Here is a 23,687-nt window from a genome sequence, read left to right on the forward strand (position 1 = left end):
CCAATTCCGTTGTCAACCCTTTGCGCACCTCACCTGTGCCTCATCTGTGCGTCATCTGCCGCTACCCCTCGTTCCCCTCCCCCGCCAGAGCCGCCGCCGCCTCGTGCATCGCCAGCTCCAGGAGCGAGGGATCGGTGAGGGTCCCGGTTCCGTCCGGCGGGATCAGCCAGCGGGTGCCGCCGGACGTCAGCCCGCCGGGGTGGGGCACCACGATCCAGGTGCCGAGCCCGGCGGTCCGGATTCCGGTGCCCAGCCAGCGGGCCGCCGTGCCGGCCGGCACGAAGAAGCCAGTGCGCCCGTCGCCGAAGTCGGCGAGCACCGGTCCTGGCTGGTCCAGGACGCGGGAGAGCACGTCCAGGGTCGGATAGCCGAGCCTGCTCGGCAGGATGAGCACGTCCCAGGCCTTGCCTGCGGGCAGCAGCGCGACGCCCGAGGGGTCGCGCTCCCAGTCCCGGCGACAGGACTCGGGATCCGGTGCGACGGATGCCAGCCACGCGACCGCCGTCTTCGCACCAGGCATGTGAGACCTCCCTTTCACTCGTCGACGCGGGGTGCGTCACGAGGGAGAGGGAGGTCTCCCGGCCGCATTACGCGGGTTGCGGTACCTCGTTGGGGTGAACCGGGTCACATGGGCGGCGGTCGGCTAACTGTCGAAGCCCAGCCCGAGCCTGTCCATCGTCCGCAGCCACAGGTTGCGCCGACCGCCGTGCGCGTCCGCGCGGGCCAGCGACCACTTGGTGAGCGCGATGCCGGTCCAGGCGAACGGCTCGGGCGGGAAGGGCAGCGGCTTCGTGCGCACCATCTCCAGCTCCGTGCGCTCGGTGCGCTCCCCCGACAGCAGGTCGAGCATCACCTCGGCCCCGAACCGGGTCGCGCCCACGCCCAGGCCGGTGTACCCGGCCGCGTACGCCACCCTGCCCCGGTGCGCGGTGCCGAAGAACGCCGAGAAGCGCGAGCAGGTGTCGATGGCGCCGCCCCAGGCGTGCGTGAAGCGGACGCCCTCCAGCTGCGGGAAGCAGGTGAAGAAGTGTTCGGCGAGCCTGGCGTAGGTCTCCGGGCGGTGGTCGTACTCGGCGCGCACCCGGCCGCCGTAGGGGTAGACGGCGTCGTAGCCGCCCCACAGGATCCGGTTGTCGCGGGAGAGGCGGAAGTAGTGGAACTGGTTGGCGCTGTCCCCGAGCCCCTGCCGGTTCTTCCAGCCGACGGAGGCGAGCTGCCCGTCGCTGAGCGGCTCGGTCATCAGGGCGTAGTCGTAGACGGGGACGGTGTACGAGCGCACCCGCCGGACCAGGTTCGGGAAGACGTTGGTGCCGAGCGCGACCGTGCGGGCGCGGACCCCGCCGTAGGGGGTGCGTACGGCCATGCCGGCGCCGTGCGGCTTGAGGGTGAGCCCGGGAGTGCGCTCGTAGACGCGTACACCGAGCGCGAGGCAGGCCCGCTTGAGTCCCCAGGCCAGCTTGGCGGGGTCGACCATCGCGACGCCCCGCCGGTCCCACAGCCCCGCCCGGAAGGTGGGTGAGTCGACCTGCTCGCGTACGGCCTCGGCGTCCAGGTACTCGACGCCCTCGGCCAGGCCTTTGGCACGGATCTCCGCGTACCACTCCTCCAGCTCCCGGGCCTGGTAGGGCTCGGTGGCGACGTCGATCTCGCCGGTGCGCTCGAAGTCGCAGTCGAGGCCGTGGCGGGCGACCGCGGCCTCGATCGCGTCGAGGTTGCGGGCGCCCAGCTCCTCCAGCCGGTGGATGTCGTCCGGCCAGCGGGTGAGGCCGTTGGACAGCCCGTGGGTGAGGGAGGCCGCGCAGAAGCCGCCGTTGCGGCCGGAGGCGGCCCAGCCCACCTCGCGGCCCTCGATCAGCACCACGTCCCGTTCCGGGTCGCGCTCCTTGGCGATCAGCGCGGTCCACAGCCCGCTGTATCCACCGCCCACGACCAGCAGGTCGCAGGTCTCGGTGCCGGTGAGGGCGGCCTCGGGGCGGGGACGGCCGGGGTCGTCCAGCCAGTACGGGACCGGCTGGGCGTCGGAAAGGGATTTCGTCCAGTCGTTGCTGCGGCTCATGGCGCCAGCGGCCATGATTTCAACTCCCTACGAGGACAGACCGATGTGCTTCATGCCTTGCGGCGATGTCGGCGGTTGCCGATGACCATGGAGACCAGGACGAACAGTACGGCGATCACGAACATGGCCGTACCGACGACATTGATCTGAACGGGCGTTCCGCGCTGGGCCGATCCCCACACGAACATGGGGAAGGTGACGGTCGAACCCGCGTTGAAATTGGTGATGATGAAATCGTCGAAGGACAGCGCGAAGGCGAGCAGCGCGCCGGCCGCGATGCCGGGTGCGGCGATGGGCAGCGTGACCCGCACGAAGGTCTGGAAGGGACCGGCGTACAGGTCCTGCGCCGCCTGTTCCAGCCTCGGGTCCATCGACATCACGCGCGCCTTGACGGCCGTCACGACGAAGCTGAGGCAGAACATGATGTGGGCGATCAGGATCGTCCAGAAGCCCAGCTGAGCACCCATGTTGAGGAACAGGGTGAGCAGCGAGGCGGCCATCACGACCTCGGGCATCGCCATCGGCAGGAAGATCAGCGAGTTGATCGCGCCCCGAGCGCGGAAGCGGTAGCGGACCAGCGCGAAGGCGATGGCGGTGCCGAGCGCGGTGGCGCCCAGCGTCGACCAGAGGGCGATCTGGAGGCTGAGCGAGAGGGAACCGCACAGCCCGGCGACCCCGCACGGGTCCTTCCAGGCGTCTGTGGAGAACCGCTGCCATTCGTAGTTGAAGCGCCCGTTCGGTTTGTTGAACGAGAACACCGTGACGACGACATTGGGCAGCAGGAGATAGGCGAGCGTCAGCAGCCCGGCGATGACGACCACATGGCGCTTGAACCAGTTGACGAAGGCCATCTAAACCAGATCCTCCGTCCCGGACTTGCGGATGTAGAAGGTGACCATGGCGAGGATCGCCGCCATCAGAATGAACGAGAGCGCCGCCGCCGTCGGATAGTCCAGCACCCGCAGGAACTGCGACTGGATCACGTTTCCGATCATTCCGGTGTCGGCCGAGCCCAGCAGCGAGGCGTTGACGTAGTCGCCGGTGGCCGGGATGAAGGTCAGCAGCGTGCCGGAGACGACGCCCGGCATCGACAGCGGGAAGGTGACCTTGCGGAAGACGGTGGAGGGCTTGGCGTACAGGTCGCCCGCCGCCTCGTGCAGCCGGCCGTCGATCCGCTCCAGGGAGGTGTAGAGCGGCAGGATCATGAAGGGCAGGAAGTTGTACGTCAGACCGCAGACCACCGCGAGCGGCGTGGCCAGCACGCGGTCGCCGGAGGTCCAGCCGAGCCAGCTGGTCACGTCGAGGACGTGCAGCGTGTTCAGGGCGCCGACCACCGGGCCGCCGTCGGCGAGGATCGTCTTCCAGGCCAGGGTGCGGATCAGGAAGCTGGTGAAGAACGGCGCGATCACCAGGATCATGATCAGGTTCCGCCAGCGGCCCGCGCGGAAGGCGATGAGGTACGCGAGCGGGTAGCCGAGCAGCAGGCACAGCACGGTCGCGGAGGCGGCGTAGGCGACCGAGCGCAGGAACTGCGGCCAGTACTCGGACAGCGCGTCCCAGTAGGTCACGAAGTGCCAGGTGACCTTGTAGCCCTCCTCCAGCGAGCCCGTCTGCACGGAGGTGGAGGCCTGGTAGACCATCGGCGCCGCGAAGAACACGACCAGCCAGAGGATGCCGGGCAGCAGCAGCCAGTACGGCGTCCAGCGGCCGCGCCTGCGCGGAGGCTTCTGCTCCGGCGCGGGCGGGGAGAGGGGCGGTGGAGCCTCGGTGAGGGTGGACATCAGGCGGCCTCGCCCTCGGCGACGCCCGCGTCGCCCATCGTCCCTGCAAGCACGGACTGGTCTGCGTCGAGCCCGAAGGTGTGCGCCGGGCTCCAGTGCAGGACGACCTCGGCGCCGGGCGTGAGGCGGGGGTCGCGGTCGATGTTCTGGACGTAGACCTCGAACTCGGGGCAGGCTGCGCAGTCCACGACGTACTGGGTGGAGACGCCGATGAAACTGGTGTTGGCGATCCTGCCGGTGATCCGGTTGCGGCCCTCGGGGATGGCGCCCGCGTCGTCCGCGTGGGTGAGGCTGATCTTCTCGGGGCGGACCCCGACCAGGACCTTGCCGCCCGTTTTCGCCGGGGCGGAGCACCGGGCGCCGGGCAGGACGAGCTTGTCGCCGGCCGCCTTCACGACGACGTCGTCGCCGCTGCGGCTGTCGACCTCGGCCTCGATGAGGTTGGAGGTGCCGAGGAAGTTGGCGACGAACGTGGTCCGCGGGTTCTCGTACAGGTCGGCGGGGGCGCCCAGTTGCTCCACGCGGCCCGCGTTCATCACGGCGACCTGGTCGGCCATCGTCATGGCCTCCTCCTGGTCGTGGGTGACGTGCACGAAGGTGATGCCGACCTCGGTCTGGATGCGCTTGAGCTCCAGCTGCATCTGGCGGCGCAGCTTGAGGTCGAGGGCGCCGAGGGGTTCGTCGAGGAGCAGCACCTTGGGGTGGTTGATCAGGGCGCGGGCGACGGCTACCCGCTGCTGCTGGCCGCCGGAGAGCTGGTGCGGCTTCTTGCGCGCCTGCTCGCCGAGCTGCACCAGGTCGAGCATCTCGCCGACCTGCTTCTTCACGCTCTTGATGCCGCGCCGGCGCAGGCCGAAGGCGACGTTCTCGTAGATGTCCAGGTGCGGGAAGAGGGCGTAGGACTGGAAGACCGTGTTGACCGGCCGTTTGTAGGGCGGCAGGGCGGTCACGTCCTGGTCGCCGAGGTGGACGGTGCCGCCGCTCGGCTCCTCCAGTCCGGCGATCATGCGCAGGGTGGTGGTCTTGCCGCAGCCTGAGGCGCCGAGCAGGGCGAAGAAGGAGCCCTGGGGCACGGTCAGGTCCAGCGGGTGCACGGCGGTGAAGGAGCCGTAGGTCTTGCTGATGCCGGCGAGGCGGACGTCGCCGCCGCCGTCCGTCTGGTTCTTCGTCGTGTTGGTCGTCATCGTCGTCACGCCCCGGTGAGCTTCGCGAACTTGCCTTCGTATGCCGTCTCTTCCTTCGAACTCAGGGAGCGGAAGGAGTGCGACTTGGCCTGCATGGCCTGGTCGGGAATGATCAGCGGGTTGTTCGCCGCGTCCTCGTCGATCTTCGCCAGGTCGTCCTTCACACCGTCGACGGGGCAGACGAAGTTGATGTAGGCGGCGAGTTCCGCGGCCGGGCCCGGCTCGTAGTAGTAGTCGATGAGCCGTTCGGCGTTGGTCTTGTGCCGTGCCTTGTTGGGGATCAGCATGTTGTCGCTGGACGTGACGTAGCCGCTGTCCGGGATGACGAAGTCGATGTCGGGGTTGTCGGCCTTGAGCTGGACGACGTCACCGGCCCAGGCCAGACAGGCCGCGAAGTCGCCCTTGCTGAGGTCGGACGTGTAGTCGTTGCCGGTGAAGCGGCGTATCTGACCCCGGTCGACGCCCTTCTGGAGCCGGGCGATCCCCGCGTCGTAGTCGTCGTCGGAGAAGCGGGCCGGGTCCTTGCCCATGTCCAGCAGCGTCATCCCCATGGTGTCGCGCATCTCGGTGAGGAAGCCGACCCGGCCCTTGAGCTTCGGGTTGTCGAGCAGGTCGGAGACCGTCCCGACCTCGATGTCGTCCAGCGCCTTCTTGTTGTAGGCGATGACGGTCGAGATGCCCTGCCAGGGGTAGGAGTAGGCGCGGCCCGGGTCCCAGTCGGGGTTGCGGAACTGGGGCGACAGGTTGGTGAAGGCGTGCGGCAGGTTGGCCGGGTCCAGTTTCTGCACCCAGCCGAGGCGGATCAGGCGGGCGGCCAGCCAGTCGGTGAGGACGATGATGTCGCGGCCGGTCTCCTGACCAGCGGCGAGCTGCGGCTGGATCTTGCCGAAGAACTCGCTGTTGTCGTTGATGTCCTCGGTGTACGTGACCTTGACGCCGGTCCGTTTGGTGAACGCCTCCAGCGTGGGGTGCCGGCGGCCGCTCTCGTCGACGTCCATGTACTCGGTCCAGTTGGAGAAGCGGACCTGCTTCTCCTCCTTGGAGTGGTCCTCGGCGGAGACGCCGCCCTCGGTCTTGCCGGCCGCCGGGATGCCGCAGCCGCTCAGCAGGCCGAGGCCGCCGACGGCGAGCGCGCCGCCCGTGGAGGCGCGCAGCAGCGAACGGCGGGTGAGCGCGGCCCTGCCGCTCCTGAGACTGCGCCGCATGGCGGCCGCTTGGGCCGGGGACAGGCGGTCTGGCTCGTACTGCTCCATGCGCGTGGTTGCCCTTTCGGGTGGGGTCGGCCGTGGTCGGCGGCCTGGCGTGATGGCTGTCGGTCCTACCGGTCCCCGAAGACGGTGCGGTGCCAGTCCTTGGCCGCCACCGCGGTGTTGTCGAACATGACGTGCTTGACCTGCGTGTACTCCTCGAAGGAGTAGGCGGACATGTCCTTGCCGAAGCCGGACGCCTTGTACCCGCCGTGCGGCATCTCGCTGATGATGGGGATGTGGTCGTTGATCCACACGCAGCCCGCCTTGATCTCGCGGGTGGCGCGGTTCGCGCGGTACACGTCCCGGCTCCAGGCGGAGGCCGCGAGCCCGTACGGCGTGTCGTTGGCCAGCCGGAGGCCCTCGTCGTCGGTGTCGAAGGGCAGCACGATCAGGACCGGGCCGAAGATCTCCGACTGGACGACCTCGCTGTCCTGCGCGGCGTCCGCGACGAGGGTGGGCCGGTAGTAGGCGCCGTCCTTCAGATCGCCCTGCGGGGCCTCGCCGCCGGTCACCACGCGCGCGTAGGAACGGGCCCGGTCGACGAAGGCGGCGACGCGGTCCCGCTGGACGTGGCTGACCAGCGGGCCGAGGTCGGTGCCGGGGGCGAAGGGGTCGCCGACGCGGACGGTCTCCATGAGGGCGGCGGTCTTCTCGACGAACGCCTCGTACAGGGGCCGCTGCACGTACGCGCGCGTGGCGGCCGTGCAGTCCTGGCCGGTGTTGATGAGCGAGCCCGCGACCGCGCCGTGCACGGCGGCCTCGAGATCGGCGTCGTCGAAGACGAGGAAGGGGGCCTTGCCGCCCAGCTCCAGGTGGAGGCGCTTGACGGTGGCGGTGGCGACCTCGGCGACCCGCTTGCCGACGGCGGTGGAGCCGGTGAAGGAGGTCATGGCGACGTCGGGATGGGCGACGAGGTGCTCGCCGGCCTCACCTCCGGTGCCGCTGACGATGTTGATCACGCCGTCCGGGATACCGGCCTCGGTCGCTGCCTGGGCGAACATCAGGGAGGTGAGCGGGGTGATCTCGGCGGGCTTGAGCACGATGGTGTTGCCCGCGGCGATCGCCGGGAGGATCTTCCAGGCCGCCATCTGGAGCGGGTAGTTCCACGGCGCGATCGACCCGACCACGCCGATCGGCTCGCGGCGGACGTACGAGGTGTGGTCGCCGGAGTACTCCCCCGCCGACTGGCCCTGGAGGTGCCGGGCCGCTCCGGCGAAGAAGGCGGCGTTGTCCACCGTGCCCGGCACGTCGAACTCGCGGGTCAGCTTCAGCGGCTTGCCGCACTGCAGGGATTCCGCGCGGGCGAAGTCCTCGGCGCGCTCGGCGAGGACGGCGGCGAACCGGTGCAGGGCGTCGGAGCGCTCGCCGGGGGTGGCACCGGCCCAGCCGGGGAACGCCGCCCGTGCGGCGGCGACGGCCGCGTCGACGTCGTCGGGTCCGGCCAGCTCGTAGGTGAGGACGTCCGCGCCGGTCGCCGGGTCGACGACGGTGTGCGTCCGTCCGGAAGTGCCCTTCGTGAGGCGGCCCGCGATGTACTGGGCCCCGTCCGCGAAGCGGTCCTGGGCCGGGAATCGGTCCGGGGTGGCGTTGCCCGGGTTGTGCATGTCGGCTCTCCTCGGTCTCCCCGTGGCGGGGGCCGGCGTGGCTCAGGCTCGATGTGAGTGCCGATCCTGACAGAGCACTAGGCCTCCAACAAGTGATTCCGTTGTTGCCATTTGGTTACGCGACGGAATCTGTCGACCAGGTGTCGAGTCACCACGGAAAAGGCCGGACGGAGTGTCAGTGGCGCGTGCCACACTGCCGTGCATGGAGAAGATCACGGGGGCGGAGCAGATCCCGGAGGCGCGGAGGAGCGGGACGGTGGCGGACGGCATCGACAGCCGGGAGGCGCTGGTCGCACGGGTCCGGGCGGGCGAGCGGATCAAGTACCTGTGCTTCTGGGGGCACCGGCCGCTGCCGGACGGCAGGCTCGGGCCGAGCTGCCTGAGCCAGTGGTGGCCGTCGCCGTTCACGGTGGCCGGGGTGGAGTACGCGACGGCCGAGCACTGGATGATGGCCGGCAAGGCCCGGCTCTTCGGGGACACGGAGGCCGAGCGGCGGGTGCTGGCGGCCGCTCATCCCGCCGGGGCGAAGAAGGCGGGCCGGCTCGTGCGCGGTTTCGACGAGGCGGTGTGGGAGCGGGAGCGCTTCCGGATCGTGGTGGAGGGCAGCGTCCACAAGTTCGCCTCGGACCCGGCGCTGCGGGTGTTCCTGCTGGCCACGGGCGAGAGAGTGCTCGTGGAGGCGAGTCCCGTGGACCGGGTGTGGGGCATCGGCCTTACCGCGGACGACGAGGCGGCGGTGGACCCGGAGCACTGGCGGGGGCCGAATCTGCTGGGCTTCGCGCTGATGGCGGCCAGGGAGCGGCTGCGCGCGGGCGAGTGAGGGGCGGCGGCGAGGGGCGGCGATTGAGGGGGCGGCCCGGGGCCGCCCCCCTTCACGTCGCCTGGCTCAGGCGACGCTCATCAGGCTCGCGAAGGCGAGGAAGCCGAGCAGCGGCAGGATCACGGTGGCCGTGATGCCGAGCACCAGACCGGCGGTCGCGGAGCCCTTGTTCGTGGCCTCGCCCCGGCCGGCCTTGCCCCGGCCGACCGCGCCGAAGATGATCCCGAGGATGCCCAGGATCACGCCGAAGAACCAGAGGAAGAAGGTCAGGCTGCACACCACGCCGATGATGCCCAGCACCAGTCCCGTGGTGCCCATGCCGTTGCTCGGCTGCATCGGCATGCCGTAGCCGGGCCCTTGCGGGTAGCCCACCGGCGGGGCGGCCTGGTACGCGGCCCCCTGGTTGGGATAGCCGTACCCGGGCGCGGACTGCGGGTACGCGTAGCCCCCCGCGGGCGGCTGCCCCGGCTGCGGCGGCGGCCCGAAGTCCCCGGGTCCGGGATTGGAGTACGACATGAACTGCTCTCCCCTCGTTGGAGCTTGACATCGTAGAGGCGACCTCGCGGGGAGGAACTCAGCTTTCCGCCGTCACGGCGACGGGCACGGGGCGCGCGGAGCCGTAGTAGGGGTCGTAGTCGTCCGAGTCCTCGTTGATCGCGGCGGTGATCCCGATGGCGATCAGGACGATCACGGCGACACCGAGCACGATGCCGATGATGCCCATGACGAACCCGGCCTGCGCCTGCCCGTGGTTGTTGGCCAGGCCGCTCTCCGCCTTCCGGCGGCCCTTGATGCCGAAGACCACGGCGAGGATGCCCAGCACCAGCGAGACCACGCCGTACAGGCAGAACAGCGCGCAGGCGAGGATGCCGAGCACCATCGACGCGGTGCCGAGCCCGTTCTGCGGAGGCGTCTGCATGCCGGGCCAGCCGTAGCCCTGCCCGTAGCCGGGGTAGCCGTACCCGCCCGGGACGCCGGCGCCACCGGGTGCGAGCGGCGGAGGCGGCACCGCGGACTCGGGGCCGGTGAACCCGGCGCCGGGCATCGACGTGACCGTGGCCTGGTCGTGCACGCCCGGCGGCGGCTGCCAGGGGGGCGGCGCGTCCGAGGCGGGCGGCTGGGACTGCCGGGGCGGCTGCTGCGGCTGCCCGGCATCGGCAGCGGGGCCCTTGTCCAGGGACGGCCCGCTCTCCGGGGGCGCCCAGGGGTCGTGCCCACCGGAGGACTCCCCCTCCGGCCGTATCGCGTCCGTCATTTCCTGTCCCCCCGGGTCGTTCGTGCCCGCCATGCTACGGTCCCGGGCCGCCGGGCGTGAGACCGGCCTACGATGATCCCCGAACGACCGATCAGCCGATCACCCGTGCCCCGCCACCGCCCCGCGCGGCCCGCGGGCGCCGCCTTGGGGAGGAACCCTTGACCGAGCACCTCGTCGACCCCGACGTCCCGCGCGACCTGCACGCCTTCATCGCCGGACTGCCGAAGGCCGAACTGCACGTCCACCACGTCGGCTCCGCCTCCCCGCGCATCGTCTCCGAACTGGCCGCGCGCCACGCCGACTCCAAGGTCCCCACCGACCCGGAGGCCCTGGTCGACTACTTCACGTTCACGGACTTCGCGCACTTCATCGACGTGTACCTGTCCGTGGTCGACCTGATCCGCACCCCGGAGGACGTCCGGCTGCTGACCTACGAGGTGGCCCGGGACATGGCCCGGCAGCAGGTGCGGTACGCCGAGCTGACCATCACGCCGTTCTCCTCCACCCGGCGCGGCATCGACGAGGGCGCCTTCATGGACGCGATCGAGGATGCCCGCAAGGCGGCCGAGGCCGAGTTCGGGACCGTACTGCGCTGGTGCTTCGACATCCCGGGAGAGGCCGGTCTGGAGTCCGCCGAGGAGACGACGCGGCTGGCCACCGACGACCGGCTGCGGCCGGAGGGCCTGGTCTCCTTCGGGCTCGGCGGACCCGAGATCGGGGTGGCCCGCCCGCAGTTCAAGCCGTACTTCGACCGGGCGATCGCCGCGGGCCTGCACTCGGTGCCGCACGCCGGCGAGACGACCGGCCCGCAGACCGTGTGGGACGCCCTCACCGACCTGCGCGCCGAACGCATCGGGCACGGCACCAGCTCCGCCCGGGACCCGAAGCTCCTCGCCCACCTCGCCGAGCGGCGCATCCCGCTGGAGGTGTGCCCGACCTCCAACATCGCCACCCGCGCGGTGCGCACCCTGGACGAGCACCCGATCAAGGAGTTCACCCGCGCCGGCGTCCTGGTGACGATCAACTCCGACGACCCGCCGATGTTCGGCACCGACCTCAACAACGAGTACGCCGTCGCCGCCCGCCTCCTCGGCCTCGACGAGCGCGGCCTCGCCGACCTCGCGAAGAACGGGGTCGAGGCATCCTTCCTCGACGCGCCGGGCAAGGCCCGGATCGCCGACGAGATCGACACGTACACCGCCGCCTGGCTCGCCTCCTGAGAACCTCGCCCACCGAGAGTTGCCGCCACCATGGACACCCCGCGCGCCCTGACCGCCGTCGCCCACCGCGGCGACCCCTACCGGCACCGCGAGAACACGCTCGGCTCGCTGCGCTCCGCCCTGGAGCGCGGCGCGGACGCGGTCGAGACCGACGTACGCCTCACCCGGGACGGGGTGCCGGTGCTGCTGCACGACGAGACGCTGAAGCGGCTGTGGCAGCAGGACCGGCCGCTGCGCTCCCTGTCCGCCGAGGAGGTGCGCGGGCTGACGGCGGGCGGCGTGCCGACGCTCGCCGAGGCGCTGGCCGCGACCGACGGCAGCCGGCTGATGCTGGACCTGCCGGGCGGTCCGGGCGAGCGGGCCGTGCGGCGCATCGTGGACGTGGTCCGCGAGTGCGGCGCGCGGGACCGCGTGTACTACACGGCGGGCGCCGCCACCATGCTCGCCGTACGGGCCGCCGACCCCGCCGCCGAGATCGCCATGACCTGGACCACGGCGGCCCCGCCCCGGGCCGGACTGCTCGCGGCGGTGCGGCCGCGGTGGCTCAACTACCGCTTCGGACTGGTGGACCGGGCCCTGGCCGAGCGCGTCCACCGCGACGGCTTCCTGCTCTCCGTCTGGACCCCCGACACCCGCCGCACCATGCGCCGCCTGCGCGCCCTGGGCGTCGACTCGATCACCACCAACCGCATCGACGTGCTGTGCGCCCTGCGCGACGGCAACGGAGCCGTTGCGGTCCCGTAAGGGACGACCCTCACGACTCCCGGTCTTCGTAGGGACGTTCCCCCGAGCCAGGCCAGGGGCGGGCACCCTACTCGGCGACGATCCGCCACGGGGCGCGGCGCACAAGGATGATCACGGTCCTTCCGCCGCAACCGCCTTCACCTGGAGCAGTCGATGCGTGCCCGTAGCCATGCAGTTCTCGCCGCCTCGGTCGTCCTCGCCCTGGCCGCCGGCCCGCTGGCGGCCCCCGCCTTCGCCGCGCCGCCCGCCCCGGCTTCCCGCTCTGCCGATCAGCGGGGGCCGGCCGAGGAGGCGTTGCGCGCCGCCATCGCGGGACTGCCGAACCAGTACGCCACCGCCGCCCTCGTGCGGGTCGGCACCCCCGGCGGCGACTGGCACGGCAGCGCGGGGGTGCGCGACCTGGCCAGTGGTCGGCCGGCACACCCCGATGCCCGCTTCCGAGCCGGTTCGATCACGAAGGTCGTCACCGCGGCCACCGTCCTGCGCCTCGCCGCGCAGGACGAGATCGACCTGGACGCGCCCGTCCAGGGCTACCTCCCCGACCTGTTCACGCCGGACTTCGAGCAGCCGATCAGCGTGCGCCACCTGCTGAACCACACCAGCGGCATCAAGCCGGGCGACGGACTCGGCGACGACTTCGCGGAGCTGTACGCGCACCGGTACGAGACCCTGACCCCGCAGCAGGTCGCGGCGTCGGCGATGGCCAAGGGACCGGAGGACTTCGTCCCGGGGACGCGACAGCAGTACCTGAACATCAACTACACGATCCTCGGCCTGCTGATCGAGAAGGTCACGGGACGCTCGTACGCCTCCGAGGCCAGGCGTCTCGTCCTGCGCCCGGCCGGCATGCACCACACGTACTTCCCGGGCACCGATCCCCGCATCCGGGGCCCGCACAACCGGGGCTACCAGGCGGTGGAGCGCCCGGACGGCACGACGGGGCCGGTCGACGTGACCGAGTGGAACCAGGCGGACCGCTGGGCGGCGGGCGACATGATCTCCACCACCGCCGACCTGGAGAGACTGCTCACCAAGCTGTTCCGGGGCAAGATCGTGCCGCAGCCCGAGCTGGAGGAGATGTTCACGACTCCGGCGGGCGTCCCGGGCGCGGACCGCAGCGCCGGACTGGAGCGCCGGGAGATCGGCGGCCAGGTCTTCTGGGGCAAGTCGGGCTCCCGCTACGGCTACAGCGCCGTCGTCGCCGGCACCCGCGATCTGAGCCGTACGCTGGTCTACTCGGTCAACTCCACGGACGCCAAGAGCGCGGGGCCGAAGCCGGTCGCCGACGCGATCGCCGCGGCCGCGCTGCGGTAGCCGTCCCCGTGCGCCGTCAGGCCTTCGTCAGCCGTCGCGCCACCGTGTGCGCCGCGACCGTCGCCGCACCCGCGAAGCCCAGCCCCAAGGCGAGGTCGCGCGGGCGGGTGGCGCGCAGCACACCGGCGCGGCGCAGGCGACTGCGGGCCCAGAGGGTGAAGGGGATGACGATCAGCGGCGAGGTAGCCGCCCCGGGTGTGTAGCCGCGCACCAGCCCCGCCTGCGCGAGGTGGACCAGGCCGTGCAGGCCGAACGCGTTGAGCGCGGTCTGGTACGTGGCCGAGCGGCCCCCGGTCAGCCGTCCGGCGACGGACGCGGAGGCCACGACCGCGGCCATCGCGCCGACCGCCACCGCGAACTCCCGCCCGTCGACCGACCCGGCCCGCCGCCACACGGCCTCCGGCACGCCCGGGTACCGCTCGCGCAGGGCGGGGAGGTTGCGCCGCCACCAGCCGGGCACGGTCGCCAGCTCTTCGAGGTCGTGCAGGGCCCAGGCGGCCAGCAGTCCCAGCGTGACCGCACCTTCGATCGCCTCATCACCCGATGAATTCATCACATGATCAGTCTGCTACACGCCCGCGATCCCGTTCCACCGCTTCGCGAACTCCGCCCGCTCCCCCGCCGAGATGTCCCGCGCGATCGCGAGCCGTTCGCGCATCGCGGCGTCCGGGAAGATCAGCGGGTCCTCGGCCAGGGCCGCGGTCTCCTCGTCGTCGGAGGAGGCGAGCACGTCCCGGGCGGCGGGCACCGGGCAGACGTAGTTGACCCAGGCGGCCAGCTCGGCGGCGACCTCGGGCCGGTAGTAGTGGTCGATCAGCCGCTCGGCGTTGGCCTTGTGGCGAGCCAGGTTGGGGATCATCAGGGACTCCGCCCACAGTTCGGCGCCCTCCTCCGGGACGACGAACTCGATGTCGGGGTCGTCCGCCTGGAGCTGGATCACGTCGCCCGAGTAGGCCTGGCAGGCGAGGACGTCGCCGCTGGAGAGGTCCTTGATGTAGTCGTTGCCGGTGAAGCGGCGGATCTGCCCCTTGGCGACCTGCTTCTCCACCTGGTCGCAGATCAGGTGGAAGTCGTCCGTCCGCCAGTCGGTGATGTCCACGCCGTTGCCCTGCATCAGCAGCGCGAAGGCCTCGTCCATGCCCGACAGCAGGGTGACCCGGCCCCTGAGGTCGGCCGCCCACAGGTCGGACACGTGCCGGATCTCCCGGCCGAGCCGGCGCCGGTTGTAGGCGATGCCGGTGATGCCCGACTGCCAGGGCACGGTGAACCTCCGGCCGGGGTCGAAGGCGGGCGAACGCAGCAGCGGGTCCAGGTACTTGGTGACGTTCGGCTGGTGGGAGCGGTCCATCTCCTGCACCCAGCCCAGCCGTACGAACCGCCCGCACATCCAGTCGCTGATGACGATCAGGTCGCGGTCGGTGGGCTGGTGGTTCATCAGGGACGGGCTGATCTTGCCGAAGAACTCGTCGTTGTCGTTGATCTCCTCGACGTAGCCGACGGAGAGGCCGGTCTCCTTCTCGAAGGCCTCCAGTGTGGGCCGCCGGCTCGGGTGCTTGTCGTCGGTGTCGATGTAGAGCGGCCAGTTGGCCCAGGTCAGCCGCCGTTCGGTGGCGGACCGGTCGGTCGCGGCGCGGTCGCCCGGGGCCACGTACGCCGCGGGGACACCGCAGCCGGCCAGGGCGCCGAGCGCGGCGGAACCGCCCAGGCCGCGCAGCAGCGTACGGCGGGACGGCGAGGGCGTCTTCGGGAGCAGGGGCATGGCAGGAGGATCCCGTCCCGCCACCGACCGGGACAATCGACGCTGCGTCGAGCGGGCCCGGCCAGGCCCGACACCCTGTCGAGCGCGGGCAGTTCACGTCCCCGGTACCCACGCGCCGCGGCCCCGGACGGAGACCGGGGAGGTCCGTCCGGGGCCGCGCAGACCGCGTGGGGTCACATGTCCAGCGACGTCATCACGTGCTTGATCCGCGTGTAGTCCTCGAAGCCGTAGCCCGACAGGTCCTTGCCGTAGCCGGACTTCTTGAAGCCGCCGTGCGGCATCTCGGCGACCAGCGGGATGTGGGTGTTGATCCACACGCAGCCGAAGTCCAGCCTCTTGGACATCCGCATCGCGCGGCCGTGGTCCTTGGTCCACACCGAGGAGGCCAGCGCGTACTCGACGCCGTTGGCCCACTCGACGGCCTGGTCCTCGTCGCGGAAGGACTGGACGGTGATGACCGGGCCGAAGACCTCCTGCTGGATGATCTCGTCGTCCTGCTTGAGGCCGGAGACGACGGTCGGGGCGTAGAAGTAGCCCTTGTCGCCCACCCGGTGGCCGCCCGCCTCGACCTTGGCGTGCGCGGGCAGCCGCTCGATGAACCCGGAGACCTGCTTGAGCTGGTTCGGGTTGTTCAGCGGGCCGTAGAGCACGTCCTCGTCGTCCGGCTGCCCGGTCTTGATCTCGGACGCGGCCTTGGCGAGCGCGCTGACGAACTCGTCGTGGACCGACTCGTGGACCAGCACGCGGGTGGCCGCCGTGCAGTCCTGCCCGGCGTTGAAGTAGCCCGCCTCCGAGATGCCCTCGACCGCCTTGGGGATGTCGGTGTCCTCGAAGACGACGACCGGCGCCTTGCCGCCCAGCTCCAGGTGGACCCGCTTGAGGTCCTTCGACGCCGACTCGGCGACCGACATGCCGGCCCGCACGGAGCCGGTGATGGAGGCCATCGCCGGGGTCTCGTGCTCGACCATCAGGCGGCCGGTGTCGCGGTCGCCGCAGACGACGTTGAAGACGCCCTTGGGCACGATCGAGCCGATGATGTCGGCCATCAGGGCCGTGGAGGCGGGGGTGGTGTCGGAGGGCTTGAGGACGACGGTGTTGCCCGCGGCGAGGGCCGGGGCGAACTTCCACACGGCCATCATCATCGGGTAGTTCCACGGCGCGACCTGCGCGCAGACGCCGATGGGCTCGCGGCGCACGAAGGAGGTCAGCCCCTCCATGTACTCGCCGGCGCCGCGTCCTTCGAGCATCCGCGCCGCGCCCGCGAAGAAGCGGATCTGGTCGACCATCGGCGGGATCTCCTCGGAACGGGTGAGCCCGATCGGCTTGCCCGTGTTCTCCACCTCGGCCGCGATCAGCTCCTCGGCCCGCTCCTCGAACGCGTCCGCGATCTTCAGCAGGGCCTTCTGCCGCTCGGCCGGGACCAGGTCCCGCCAGGCCGGGAAGGCGGCCGCGGCGGCCGCCATCGCGGCGTCCACGTCCGCCTGCCCGGACAGGGGGGCGGTCGCGTACGCCTCGCCCGTGGCGGGGTTGACCACTTCCGTGGTCCGTCCGTCGGCGGCGTCCCGGAACTCACCGTCGATGTAATTGCGCAGACGACGCAGCTCGGTGCTCACTGCCGGCCCTCCAAGTTCGGGTGTCCAGTAACTGAGACACCCACCCTAGACGGAGTCCCGACGTTTTCAACACCCCCACCGCCCTCAGGGTTGCGATATCCGCAGATTGAAGCGAGTCAAACAACGAATTTCATCGATCCGGCCTTGCGAAACTGTCGATACGTCGTGCACAGTGAAGCCGTGGCCAGTCGAAGCGCAGACCAGAAGGACTCCCGCGAGTCCCGGAACGGCGGTCCCCAGTTGGACGCCGTCTCCCTCGCCATCATCGAGCAGCTCCAGGAGGACGGCCGCCGGCCGTACGCCGCCATCGGCAAGGCCGTGGGCCTGTCGGAGGCGGCCGTGCGCCAGCGCGTCCAGAAGCTGCTCGACCAGGGCGTGATGCAGATCGTCGCCGTCACGGACCCGCTCACGGTGGGCTTCCGGCGCCAGGCGATGGTCGGTGTCAACGTCGAGGGCGACGTGGAGTCGGTGGCCGAGGCGCTGTCGGCCATGTCCGAGTGCGAGTACGTGGTGATGACCGCCGGCTCGTTCGACCTGATGGTGGAGGTCGTCTGCGAGGACGACGACCACCTGCTGGAGGTCATCAACCGACGCATCCGGGCCGTGCCCGGCGTGCGCTCCACCGAGAGCTTCGTCTACCTCAAGCTCAAGAAGCAGACCTATATGTGGGGAACCCGATAATCGTGAGCACCGACAGCCCCAAGGACCTCAGCAAGACCGCGTACGACCACCTGTGGATGCACTTCACCCGCATGTCGTCGTACGAGAACGCCCCCGTCCCCACCATCGTCCGCGGTGAGGGCACCCACATCTACGACGACAAGGGCAAGCGCTACCTCGACGGTCTCGCCGGTCTGTTCGTGGTCCAGGCCGGACACGGCCGCACGGAGCTGGCCGAGGCCGCCGCCAAGCAGGCGCAGGAGCTGGCCTTCTTCCCGGTCTGGTCCTACGCCCACCCCAAGGCCGTCGAGCTGGCCGAGCGGCTGGCGAACGAGGCTCCCGGCGACCTCAACAAGGTCTTCTTCACCACCGGCGGCGGCGAGGCGGTGGAGACCGCCTGGAAGCTCGCCAAGCAGTACTTCAAGCTGACCGGCAAGCCCACCAAGTACAAGGTGATCTCCCGCGCGGTGGCCTACCACGGCACCCCCCAGGGCGCCCTGTCCATCACCGGCCTGCCCGCCCTGAAGGCCCCCTTCGAGCCGCTGGTCCCCGGCGCGCACAAGGTGCCCAACACCAACATCTACCGCGCCCCGATCCACGGCGACGACCCCGAGGCCTACGGCCGCTGGGCCGCCGACCAGATCGAGCAGCAGATCCTCTTCGAGGGCCCGGAGACGGTCGCAGCGGTCTTCCTGGAGCCGGTGCAGAACGCGGGCGGCTGCTTCCCGCCCCCGCCCGGGTACTTCCAGCGGGTGCGCGAGATCTGCGACCAGTACGACGTGCTGCTCGTCTCGGACGAGGTCATCTGCGCCTTCGGCCGCCTGGGCACCACCTTCGCCTGCGACAAGTTCGGCTACGTCCCGGACATGATCACCTGCGCCAAGGGCATGACCTCGGGCTACTCCCCGATCGGCGCCTGCGTCATCTCCGACCGCCTGGCCGAGCCCTTCTACAAGGGCGACAACACCTTCCTGCACGGCTACACCTTCGGCGGCCACCCGGTCTCCGCCGCGGTCGGCATCGCCAACCTCGACCTCTTCGAGCGCGAGGGCCTCAACCAGCACGTGCTGGACAACGAGGGCGCCTTCCGCGCCACCCTGGAGAAGCTGCACGACCTGCCGATCGTCGGCGACGTCCGCGGCAACGGCTTCTTCTACGGCATCGAGCTGGTCAAGGACAAGGCCACCAAGGAGTCCTTCAACGAGGAGGAGACCGAGCGCGTCCTGTACGGCTTCCTCTCCAAGAAGCTCTTCGAGAACGGCCTGTACTGCCGTGCCGACGACCGCGGCGACCCGGTCATCCAGCTCGCCCCGCCGCTGATCTCCAACCAGGAGACCTTCGACGAGATCGAGCAGATCCTGCGCGCCACGCTGACCGAGGCGTGGACGAAGCTCTGATCGTCCCGATGATCCGCTGAGGTGATCATCACCGGCCCCGGTGCGGTCCGTTCGAGTGAGAACGGCGCCCCGGGGCCGCGTGCTGTCCGGCTTCCTCCACGGCGACTCCTTACGGTGCCCAGTGACCGATCGGCCCCGTCTTCGTTCCCCCGGAAGGGGGACGACACGACCGGGGAAATACGGATCAGAACCGAGGTGTACGCCCATGGAGGCCCCGCCGGACAACGACGTGCTCTGGGCCCGCGCCCTGCACTTCCAGCACCACGACGGCTCCCCCGCGCTGCAGGGAGTGTCGCTCGGCGTGCGCGAGGGCGAGATCCTCGCCGTGAGCGGCCCGCGCGGCAGCGGCAAGACCACCCTGCTGCGGTGCCTGTCCGGACTGGTCAAACCGCAGGACGGCGAGGTGTGGTTCAACAGCGTGCCGGTGCACACCATGGGCCCGCTCGGCCGCGAACGGCTGCGCCGCGACCGCTTCGGCTGGATCGACCCCGCCCCGGCGCTCGTCCCGGAGCTGAACGCCTGGGAGAACGCCGCTCTCCCCCTCATGCTGCGCGGCACCGGCCGGCGCCGGGCCAAGACCGCCGCCCTGGAGTGGCTGGACCGCCTCGACGTCGGCGGCAAGGCGCGCAGGCGCCCGCACGAACTCCAGCAGGCCGAGCGGCAGCGCGTCTGCATCGCCCGCGCCCTCGCCGTCACCCCGGCGGTGCTCTTCGCCGACGAACCGACGGCCCCCCTGCACCGCGCCGACCGCGCCCACGTCCTGCGGACGCTCACCACGGCGGCCCGCTCGCACGGCATCACCGTCCTGCTCGCCACGCACGACGCGCAGACCGCCGCCCTGGCGGACCGCACGGTGGCGCTCCTGGACGGACGGCGGGTACGGACCGTGCACCTGCCGCCGCTCGCCGAGACCACGGTGGCCACGGGTGCCACCGGGACTCCCGGAACGGAAGGCCGGGCGGCGTGCTCGCTCTCCGCCTGACCCGCACCGCCCACCTCGCCGTCCACCTGCGCCGCCTGCTGGTCGCGCTGTCCTCGGCGGGCACGGGCTTCCTGCTGCTGTGCGCCCTCGGCCACGCGCTGAGCCACCCCGACGCGCCCGGCGCCTCCGCGCTCCGGCTGGCCTGGTGCGCGGCGCCGCTGGTCGCGGCGGTGTACCTCGCGGTCGCCGTGGCCCGCACCGATCCCGGCACCCGGCCCCGCTCGGGCCTGTCGGCGATCGGGCTGGGGCCGGGCCGGCTGATGGCCGTCTCGGCGACGACCACGGCCCTGTCCGCCGCGCTCGGTTCGGTGGCGGCCCTGCTCGCCTTCCTGTACCTGCGCGGCAGCCTGACCGGCCGCCCGCCCTCCGACCGCGTCGCGGCCGACGCCCTGGCCGTCGGCCAGTCCCTCCCCGCCCCCGCCGTCCTGACCCTGCTGGTCCTCGTACCGGCCCTCGCCTCGGCGGCCGTGGCGCACACGCTGCGGCCCCGCGACCCCCGGCCCGCCCGGGCCACCGCACCCCGCGGTTACGGCCGCTTCGGCGCGTACGGCTGGGGCAAGGCCCGCGAAACCTTCGGCGCCTACGGCCGCTTCGGCGCCCGCACGGCTGTAGCCGGTGCTGCGGGCAGTCGTGCCGCTGGGGCGGCACGGGTGGGCGCAGGCGGCGCCCTGCAAACGCAGGCGAGTGGTCCCCACCCCCAGGCCCCGACGGACGGCGCCACGCAGACGCTGGAATCCGCTCCCCCGGCGGACGCCACCCCGCAGACACCGGACACCACCCCCGACGCACACCCCGAGCCGACCCCCCGCCCCCAGACCACCACCGCCCTCCCCTGGGGCATCGCCGTACTCACCGCGGGCCTCACCGTCGAGACCTACACCGGCAACGCGGCCGGCGCCCCCGCCCCCGGCACCGCCCCCTCCGCCGGCGTCCTGATCGGCTGGGCGCTCACCGCCCTGGGCCTCGCCCTGGCCGGACCCGGCCTCACCCACCTGTGCGGCCGCCTGCTCCAGGCGGCCCGCCCCGGCGCCCTGCGCCTCCTGGCCGGCCGCGTCCTCATGGAGGAGTCGCAGCGTGTCGGCCGCCCCCTCGGCGTCGTGGCCGCCGTCGCCGCCGCGGCCTACGTGGCCACGACGGTGTACGACGGGGACGGACCGGCCTTCGGCCCGCTCAGTACCCTGGGCGCCCTCCTGGTGGCCGGTTGCACGGTGGCCACCCTGCTCACCGCGGCCGTCGAGGCCAGGGACGCCAGGGCCGACACCACGGACGCCCTGCTGCGACTCGGCGCGCCCCCGGCGACCCTGCGCGCCGCCGCCGCGGTACGCGCCGCCGCCCTGCTCGTCCTGTTCGGTCCGCTGGTCCTGATCGTCGCGGTGCTGGCGGCGCTGCCGCTGGGTCACTGACCGGCGGAAACTTTTTCGAGAAAGTCCGCGCGACGGCGATGAGTTCCGGAGCAGCCTCGCGTCTACCTCTTCGAACGGCACGGCATACGAACCCGGGAGAGGCCCCATGTACCAGCAGATGATCTTCGTGAACCTGGCCACCAACGACCTCGCCGCCGCGAAGAAGTTCTTCGCCGGACTGGGATGGGAGATGAACGCCCAGTTCAGCGACGACAGCACCGCCTCGTTCCCGGTGAGCGACACCATCATCGTGATGGTGCACACGCCCCAGAAGTACCGCGAGTTCACCAAGAAGGAGATCGCGGACTCGACGAAGACCAGCGAGGTGCTGATCGCGCTGAGCGCCGAGAGCCGCGAGAAGGTCGACGAGCTGGTCGAGAAGGCGGTCGCGGCCGGCGGCTCGGTCTCCGGCGAGACCCAGGACCACGGCTTCATGTACGGCCGGGCCTTCGACGACCTCGACGGCCACACCTTCGAGGTCGCGTGGATGGACCCGGCGGCGGTCCAGGGCTGATCCGGACGCGTGCCTAGCATGGGCGGGTGGATCAGACACCCGATCAGACACCCGCCCAGCGCAGGGCCCGATCACCGCACGGGTCGCCGTCCCTGTCCCGGTTCCAGTCCCACCACGCCTCCCACGACCGGGAGATCGAGAGCCTCGACGAGTTCGACCGGATCGTCTCGTCGCCGGGCTCCCTCGCCCATCACCGCGTCCAGGCCGTCGACCTGACGGGCCGTACGGACGCCCTGCTCGCGGCCGACCCCACCGGCGCCGTCTTCCTCGGCTGCCCGATGGAGCCCGGCGCCGCCGCCAAGGTGCGCGCCGCCGGCGCCCTGGTCTTCCCACCGATACCGGGTCTCCCCTTCGACCCCTACCGGGGGCGGGTCTACTCCCCCGACGAGTTGTACGCCGGCCTCGGCGAGGGCTACGAGGCGACACCGGACGCCCTGGCCTACGACTGGTTCCAGCAGACCAGGTCCGACGGCGACGTCTTCGCCTCCATGCTGCGCGCCATCCACGACGACGCCCTGTCGGACGCGCTGGACGAACTCGTCGTCGGCAGCCGGGTGGTGGGCGTCATGGGCGGTCACGCCATGGCCCGCGGCACCGCGGAGTACGCGGGCGCCGCCCGGCTGGGCCGTGAGCTGGCCCGCGCCGGGCTCACGGTGGCCACGGGCGGCGGTCCGGGCGCGATGGAGGCGGCGAACCTCGGCGCGTACGCCGCCCCGTTCGACGACGGGATGCTGGACGAGGCCCTGATGCTGCTCGCCAAGGTGCCGTCGTTCGCGCCGTCGATCGCCGACTGGGCCCGGTCCGCGTTCGAGGTGCGCGAGCGCTGGCCCGGCGGCGGCGCCTCGATCGGCATCCCGACCTGGTTCTACGGCCACGAGCCGCCCAACGCCTTCGCCGCGCACATCGCGAAGTACTTCGCCAACGCCACCCGCGAGGACGGTCTGCTGGCCCGCTCCACGGCGGGCGTGGTGTTCCTGCCGGGTGCGGCCGGCACCTTGCAGGAGATCTTCGACAACGCGACGCCGAACTACTACGAGTCGCGCGGCGAGCCCACGCCGATGGTGCTCGTGGACCGGGAGCACTGGACCGAGACCCTGCCGGCCTGGCCGCTGCTGCGGTCACTCGCGAAGGGGCGGACGATGGAGTCCCGAATCGCCCTTGTTGGCCGGATCGATGAGGCTCCCGAGGCACTGAAACGTGTCGGCGGTTAATAAGACGGCAAAGTCAACGTCCCCGACAGGCATATGCGTTGACACTTCTTACGCCCCGCTTATAGACCAGTGAGGCTCATGGGTGTGCTGATGCCGCGTCATCGAGCGTCGGCACCCTCTTCACCCCCCGCATCCGCGCTCCCGTAAAGGACAAACGTGGCAGTCCTGTCCATAATCAGCCGCACGGCATCGCGCCGCGGCGTCCGCGCCCTCGGCGTCGTCGCCGCCTCCGCGGCCCTGGCGCTCAGCGCCTCAGGCAACGCCCTCGCGTGCAACATCAGCGAGTTCTCCGCCGAAGCCAAGTGCGACGGCGACAACGGTGTCATCACCGTCACCGACGTGGACCCGGCCGGCATCCCGGCCACCGTCACCGTCTCCCTGAAGAGCACCGGCGAGCAGGTCGGTCAGGAGACGGTCAAGGGCTCCAAGGAGGGCACCACCGTCTCCTTCGCCGTGGACTGGAAGCCGAACACGGAGTACCGCGTCCACGTCAAGGCCGACCGGTACGTCGACGAGTTCATCAAGCCGGACGTGACGACTCCGTCGACCCCCTGCAAGACCGAGGACACCCCGACCCCGACCCCGTCGGAGAGCTCCTCGACCCCGTCCGACGAGACGGAGTCCCCGGCTCCCGAGCCGTCCACGTCGGCCCCCGCGCCGTCGCAGTCGGAGAGCACCGCCCCGGCGGCCGTGCCGAACGACAACGCCCCGTCCCCGGCGGCCGGTGACTCCAACCTCGCCGAGACCGGTGCCAACTCCAACACCGGCATGATCGCCGGTATCGCGGCGGCACTGGTCGTCGTCGGTGGTGGCGCCGTCTTCTTCGGCCTGCGCCGTCGCGGAGCGAACAGCAACAGCTGACGCCCGCGCCGACCCGTTCACGGCGGTGGCCCGTCCCGTTCCGGGGCGGGCCACCGTCG

At 71.3% G+C, this 23,687-nt stretch carries 23 protein-coding genes; 11 read left to right on the forward strand and 12 right to left on the reverse strand.

Going from position 1 to position 23,687, the window contains the following annotated elements:
- Positions 1-61: 61 nt before the first annotated feature.
- The 7 genes from Sru02f_RS29695 to Sru02f_RS29725 all read right to left on the reverse strand — a co-directional run bounded on the left by Sru02f_RS29695 (position 62) and on the right by Sru02f_RS29725 (position 7,875).
- Complete coding sequence (locus Sru02f_RS29695) at positions 62-520, reverse strand: hypothetical protein (RefSeq protein ID WP_109035987.1); 459 nt, start codon at positions 518-520, stop codon at positions 62-64.
- Between the two features lie 123 nt (positions 521-643).
- Entirely contained in the window at positions 644-2,071 is a 1,428-nt protein-coding gene (locus Sru02f_RS29700) for an NAD(P)/FAD-dependent oxidoreductase (RefSeq protein WP_109035989.1), read from the reverse strand.
- Between the two features lie 35 nt (positions 2,072-2,106).
- Positions 2,107-2,907: an ABC transporter permease gene (locus Sru02f_RS29705; protein ID WP_109035991.1), complete on the reverse strand. Its 801-nt coding sequence runs from the start codon at positions 2,905-2,907 to the stop codon at positions 2,107-2,109.
- Positions 2,908-3,837 carry an ABC transporter permease gene (locus Sru02f_RS29710; protein WP_109035993.1) on the reverse strand — a complete coding sequence of 310 codons (930 nt, stop codon included), beginning with the start codon at positions 3,835-3,837 and terminating at the stop codon, positions 2,908-2,910.
- Positions 3,837-5,021, reverse strand: coding sequence for an ABC transporter ATP-binding protein (locus Sru02f_RS29715; RefSeq protein ID WP_109036328.1), 1,185 nt, complete (start codon positions 5,019-5,021; stop codon positions 3,837-3,839). The genes Sru02f_RS29710 and Sru02f_RS29715 overlap by 1 nt, the downstream gene beginning before the upstream one ends.
- 5 nt (positions 5,022-5,026) lie before the next feature.
- A complete protein-coding gene (locus tag Sru02f_RS29720) occupies positions 5,027-6,274 on the reverse strand; it encodes a polyamine ABC transporter substrate-binding protein (RefSeq protein ID WP_109035995.1) in 1,248 nt (415 codons plus the stop codon).
- 65 nt (positions 6,275-6,339) lie between these two features.
- Positions 6,340-7,875 (reverse strand): gamma-aminobutyraldehyde dehydrogenase, encoded by a 1,536-nt coding sequence (locus Sru02f_RS29725; RefSeq protein ID WP_109035997.1) that lies wholly within the window; start codon positions 7,873-7,875, stop codon positions 6,340-6,342.
- 172 nt (positions 7,876-8,047) lie between these two features.
- On the opposite strand from Sru02f_RS29725, the gene Sru02f_RS29730 reads away from it, so the two are divergent.
- Positions 8,048-8,695 (forward strand): NADAR family protein, encoded by a 648-nt coding sequence (locus Sru02f_RS29730; protein ID WP_167469820.1) that lies wholly within the window; start codon positions 8,048-8,050, stop codon positions 8,693-8,695.
- Between the two features lie 66 nt (positions 8,696-8,761).
- Here Sru02f_RS29730 and Sru02f_RS29735 read toward each other — a convergent pair whose 3' ends face one another.
- Both Sru02f_RS29735 and Sru02f_RS29740 read right to left on the reverse strand, forming a co-directional pair.
- The gene (locus Sru02f_RS29735; RefSeq protein ID WP_109036001.1) at positions 8,762-9,211 is read right to left on the reverse strand and encodes a DUF4190 domain-containing protein; all 450 of its coding nucleotides are present in this window, start codon (positions 9,209-9,211) and stop codon (positions 8,762-8,764) included.
- A gap of 58 nt (positions 9,212-9,269) precedes the next feature.
- The gene (locus Sru02f_RS29740) at positions 9,270-9,950 is read right to left on the reverse strand and encodes a DUF4190 domain-containing protein (RefSeq protein ID WP_109036003.1); all 681 of its coding nucleotides are present in this window, start codon (positions 9,948-9,950) and stop codon (positions 9,270-9,272) included.
- Between the two features lie 56 nt (positions 9,951-10,006).
- On the opposite strand from Sru02f_RS29740, the gene Sru02f_RS29745 reads away from it, so the two are divergent.
- The 3 genes from Sru02f_RS29745 to Sru02f_RS29755 all read left to right on the forward strand — a co-directional run bounded on the left by Sru02f_RS29745 (position 10,007) and on the right by Sru02f_RS29755 (position 13,228).
- Positions 10,007-11,170: an adenosine deaminase gene (locus Sru02f_RS29745; RefSeq protein WP_109036005.1), complete on the forward strand. Its 1,164-nt coding sequence runs from the start codon at positions 10,007-10,009 to the stop codon at positions 11,168-11,170.
- Positions 11,171-11,200: 30 nt separating this feature from the next.
- Positions 11,201-11,914: a glycerophosphodiester phosphodiesterase gene (locus Sru02f_RS29750; RefSeq protein ID WP_109036008.1), complete on the forward strand. Its 714-nt coding sequence runs from the start codon at positions 11,201-11,203 to the stop codon at positions 11,912-11,914.
- Positions 11,915-12,067: 153 nt separating this feature from the next.
- Positions 12,068-13,228 (forward strand): serine hydrolase domain-containing protein, encoded by a 1,161-nt coding sequence (locus tag Sru02f_RS29755; protein WP_109036010.1) that lies wholly within the window; start codon positions 12,068-12,070, stop codon positions 13,226-13,228.
- 16 nt (positions 13,229-13,244) lie between these two features.
- Here Sru02f_RS29755 and Sru02f_RS29760 read toward each other — a convergent pair whose 3' ends face one another.
- The 3 genes from Sru02f_RS29760 to Sru02f_RS29770 all read right to left on the reverse strand — a co-directional run bounded on the left by Sru02f_RS29760 (position 13,245) and on the right by Sru02f_RS29770 (position 16,600).
- Entirely contained in the window at positions 13,245-13,784 is a 540-nt protein-coding gene (locus Sru02f_RS29760) for an HXXEE domain-containing protein (RefSeq protein ID WP_109036012.1), read from the reverse strand.
- Positions 13,785-13,796: 12 nt separating this feature from the next.
- Positions 13,797-14,987: an extracellular solute-binding protein gene (locus tag Sru02f_RS29765; RefSeq protein WP_109036014.1), complete on the reverse strand. Its 1,191-nt coding sequence runs from the start codon at positions 14,985-14,987 to the stop codon at positions 13,797-13,799.
- 173 nt (positions 14,988-15,160) lie between these two features.
- The gene (locus Sru02f_RS29770) at positions 15,161-16,600 is read right to left on the reverse strand and encodes a gamma-aminobutyraldehyde dehydrogenase (protein WP_109036016.1); all 1,440 of its coding nucleotides are present in this window, start codon (positions 16,598-16,600) and stop codon (positions 15,161-15,163) included.
- A gap of 165 nt (positions 16,601-16,765) precedes the next feature.
- On the opposite strand from Sru02f_RS29770, the gene Sru02f_RS29775 reads away from it, so the two are divergent.
- The 7 genes from Sru02f_RS29775 to Sru02f_RS29805 all read left to right on the forward strand — a co-directional run bounded on the left by Sru02f_RS29775 (position 16,766) and on the right by Sru02f_RS29805 (position 23,628).
- Positions 16,766-17,281, forward strand: a complete 516-nt coding sequence (locus tag Sru02f_RS29775; RefSeq protein WP_007444925.1) for an Lrp/AsnC family transcriptional regulator — start codon at positions 16,766-16,768, stop codon at positions 17,279-17,281.
- 2 nt (positions 17,282-17,283) lie between these two features.
- Positions 17,284-18,657, forward strand: a complete 1,374-nt coding sequence (locus Sru02f_RS29780) for an aspartate aminotransferase family protein (protein ID WP_109036018.1) — start codon at positions 17,284-17,286, stop codon at positions 18,655-18,657.
- A 205-nt stretch (positions 18,658-18,862) separates the two neighbouring features.
- Positions 18,863-19,639 carry an ABC transporter ATP-binding protein gene (locus Sru02f_RS29785; protein ID WP_109036020.1) on the forward strand — a complete coding sequence of 259 codons (777 nt, stop codon included), beginning with the start codon at positions 18,863-18,865 and terminating at the stop codon, positions 19,637-19,639.
- Positions 19,621-21,042, forward strand: a complete 1,422-nt coding sequence (locus tag Sru02f_RS29790; RefSeq protein WP_109036022.1) for a hypothetical protein — start codon at positions 19,621-19,623, stop codon at positions 21,040-21,042. The genes Sru02f_RS29785 and Sru02f_RS29790 overlap by 19 nt, the downstream gene beginning before the upstream one ends.
- A gap of 106 nt (positions 21,043-21,148) precedes the next feature.
- Complete coding sequence (locus tag Sru02f_RS29795) at positions 21,149-21,556, forward strand: VOC family protein (RefSeq protein WP_109036024.1); 408 nt, start codon at positions 21,149-21,151, stop codon at positions 21,554-21,556.
- 26 nt (positions 21,557-21,582) lie between these two features.
- On the forward strand, positions 21,583-22,767 hold the full coding sequence (locus tag Sru02f_RS29800; protein ID WP_109036026.1) for an LOG family protein: 1,185 nt from the start codon (positions 21,583-21,585) through the stop codon (positions 22,765-22,767).
- 156 nt (positions 22,768-22,923) lie between these two features.
- The gene (locus tag Sru02f_RS29805) at positions 22,924-23,628 is read left to right on the forward strand and encodes an LAETG motif-containing sortase-dependent surface protein (protein WP_109036028.1); all 705 of its coding nucleotides are present in this window, start codon (positions 22,924-22,926) and stop codon (positions 23,626-23,628) included.
- Positions 23,629-23,687 lie beyond the last annotated feature (59 nt).

The organism is Streptomyces rubrogriseus (assembly GCF_027947575.1).
Taxonomy (GTDB): Bacteria; Actinomycetota; Actinomycetes; order Streptomycetales; family Streptomycetaceae; genus Streptomyces; species Streptomyces rubrogriseus.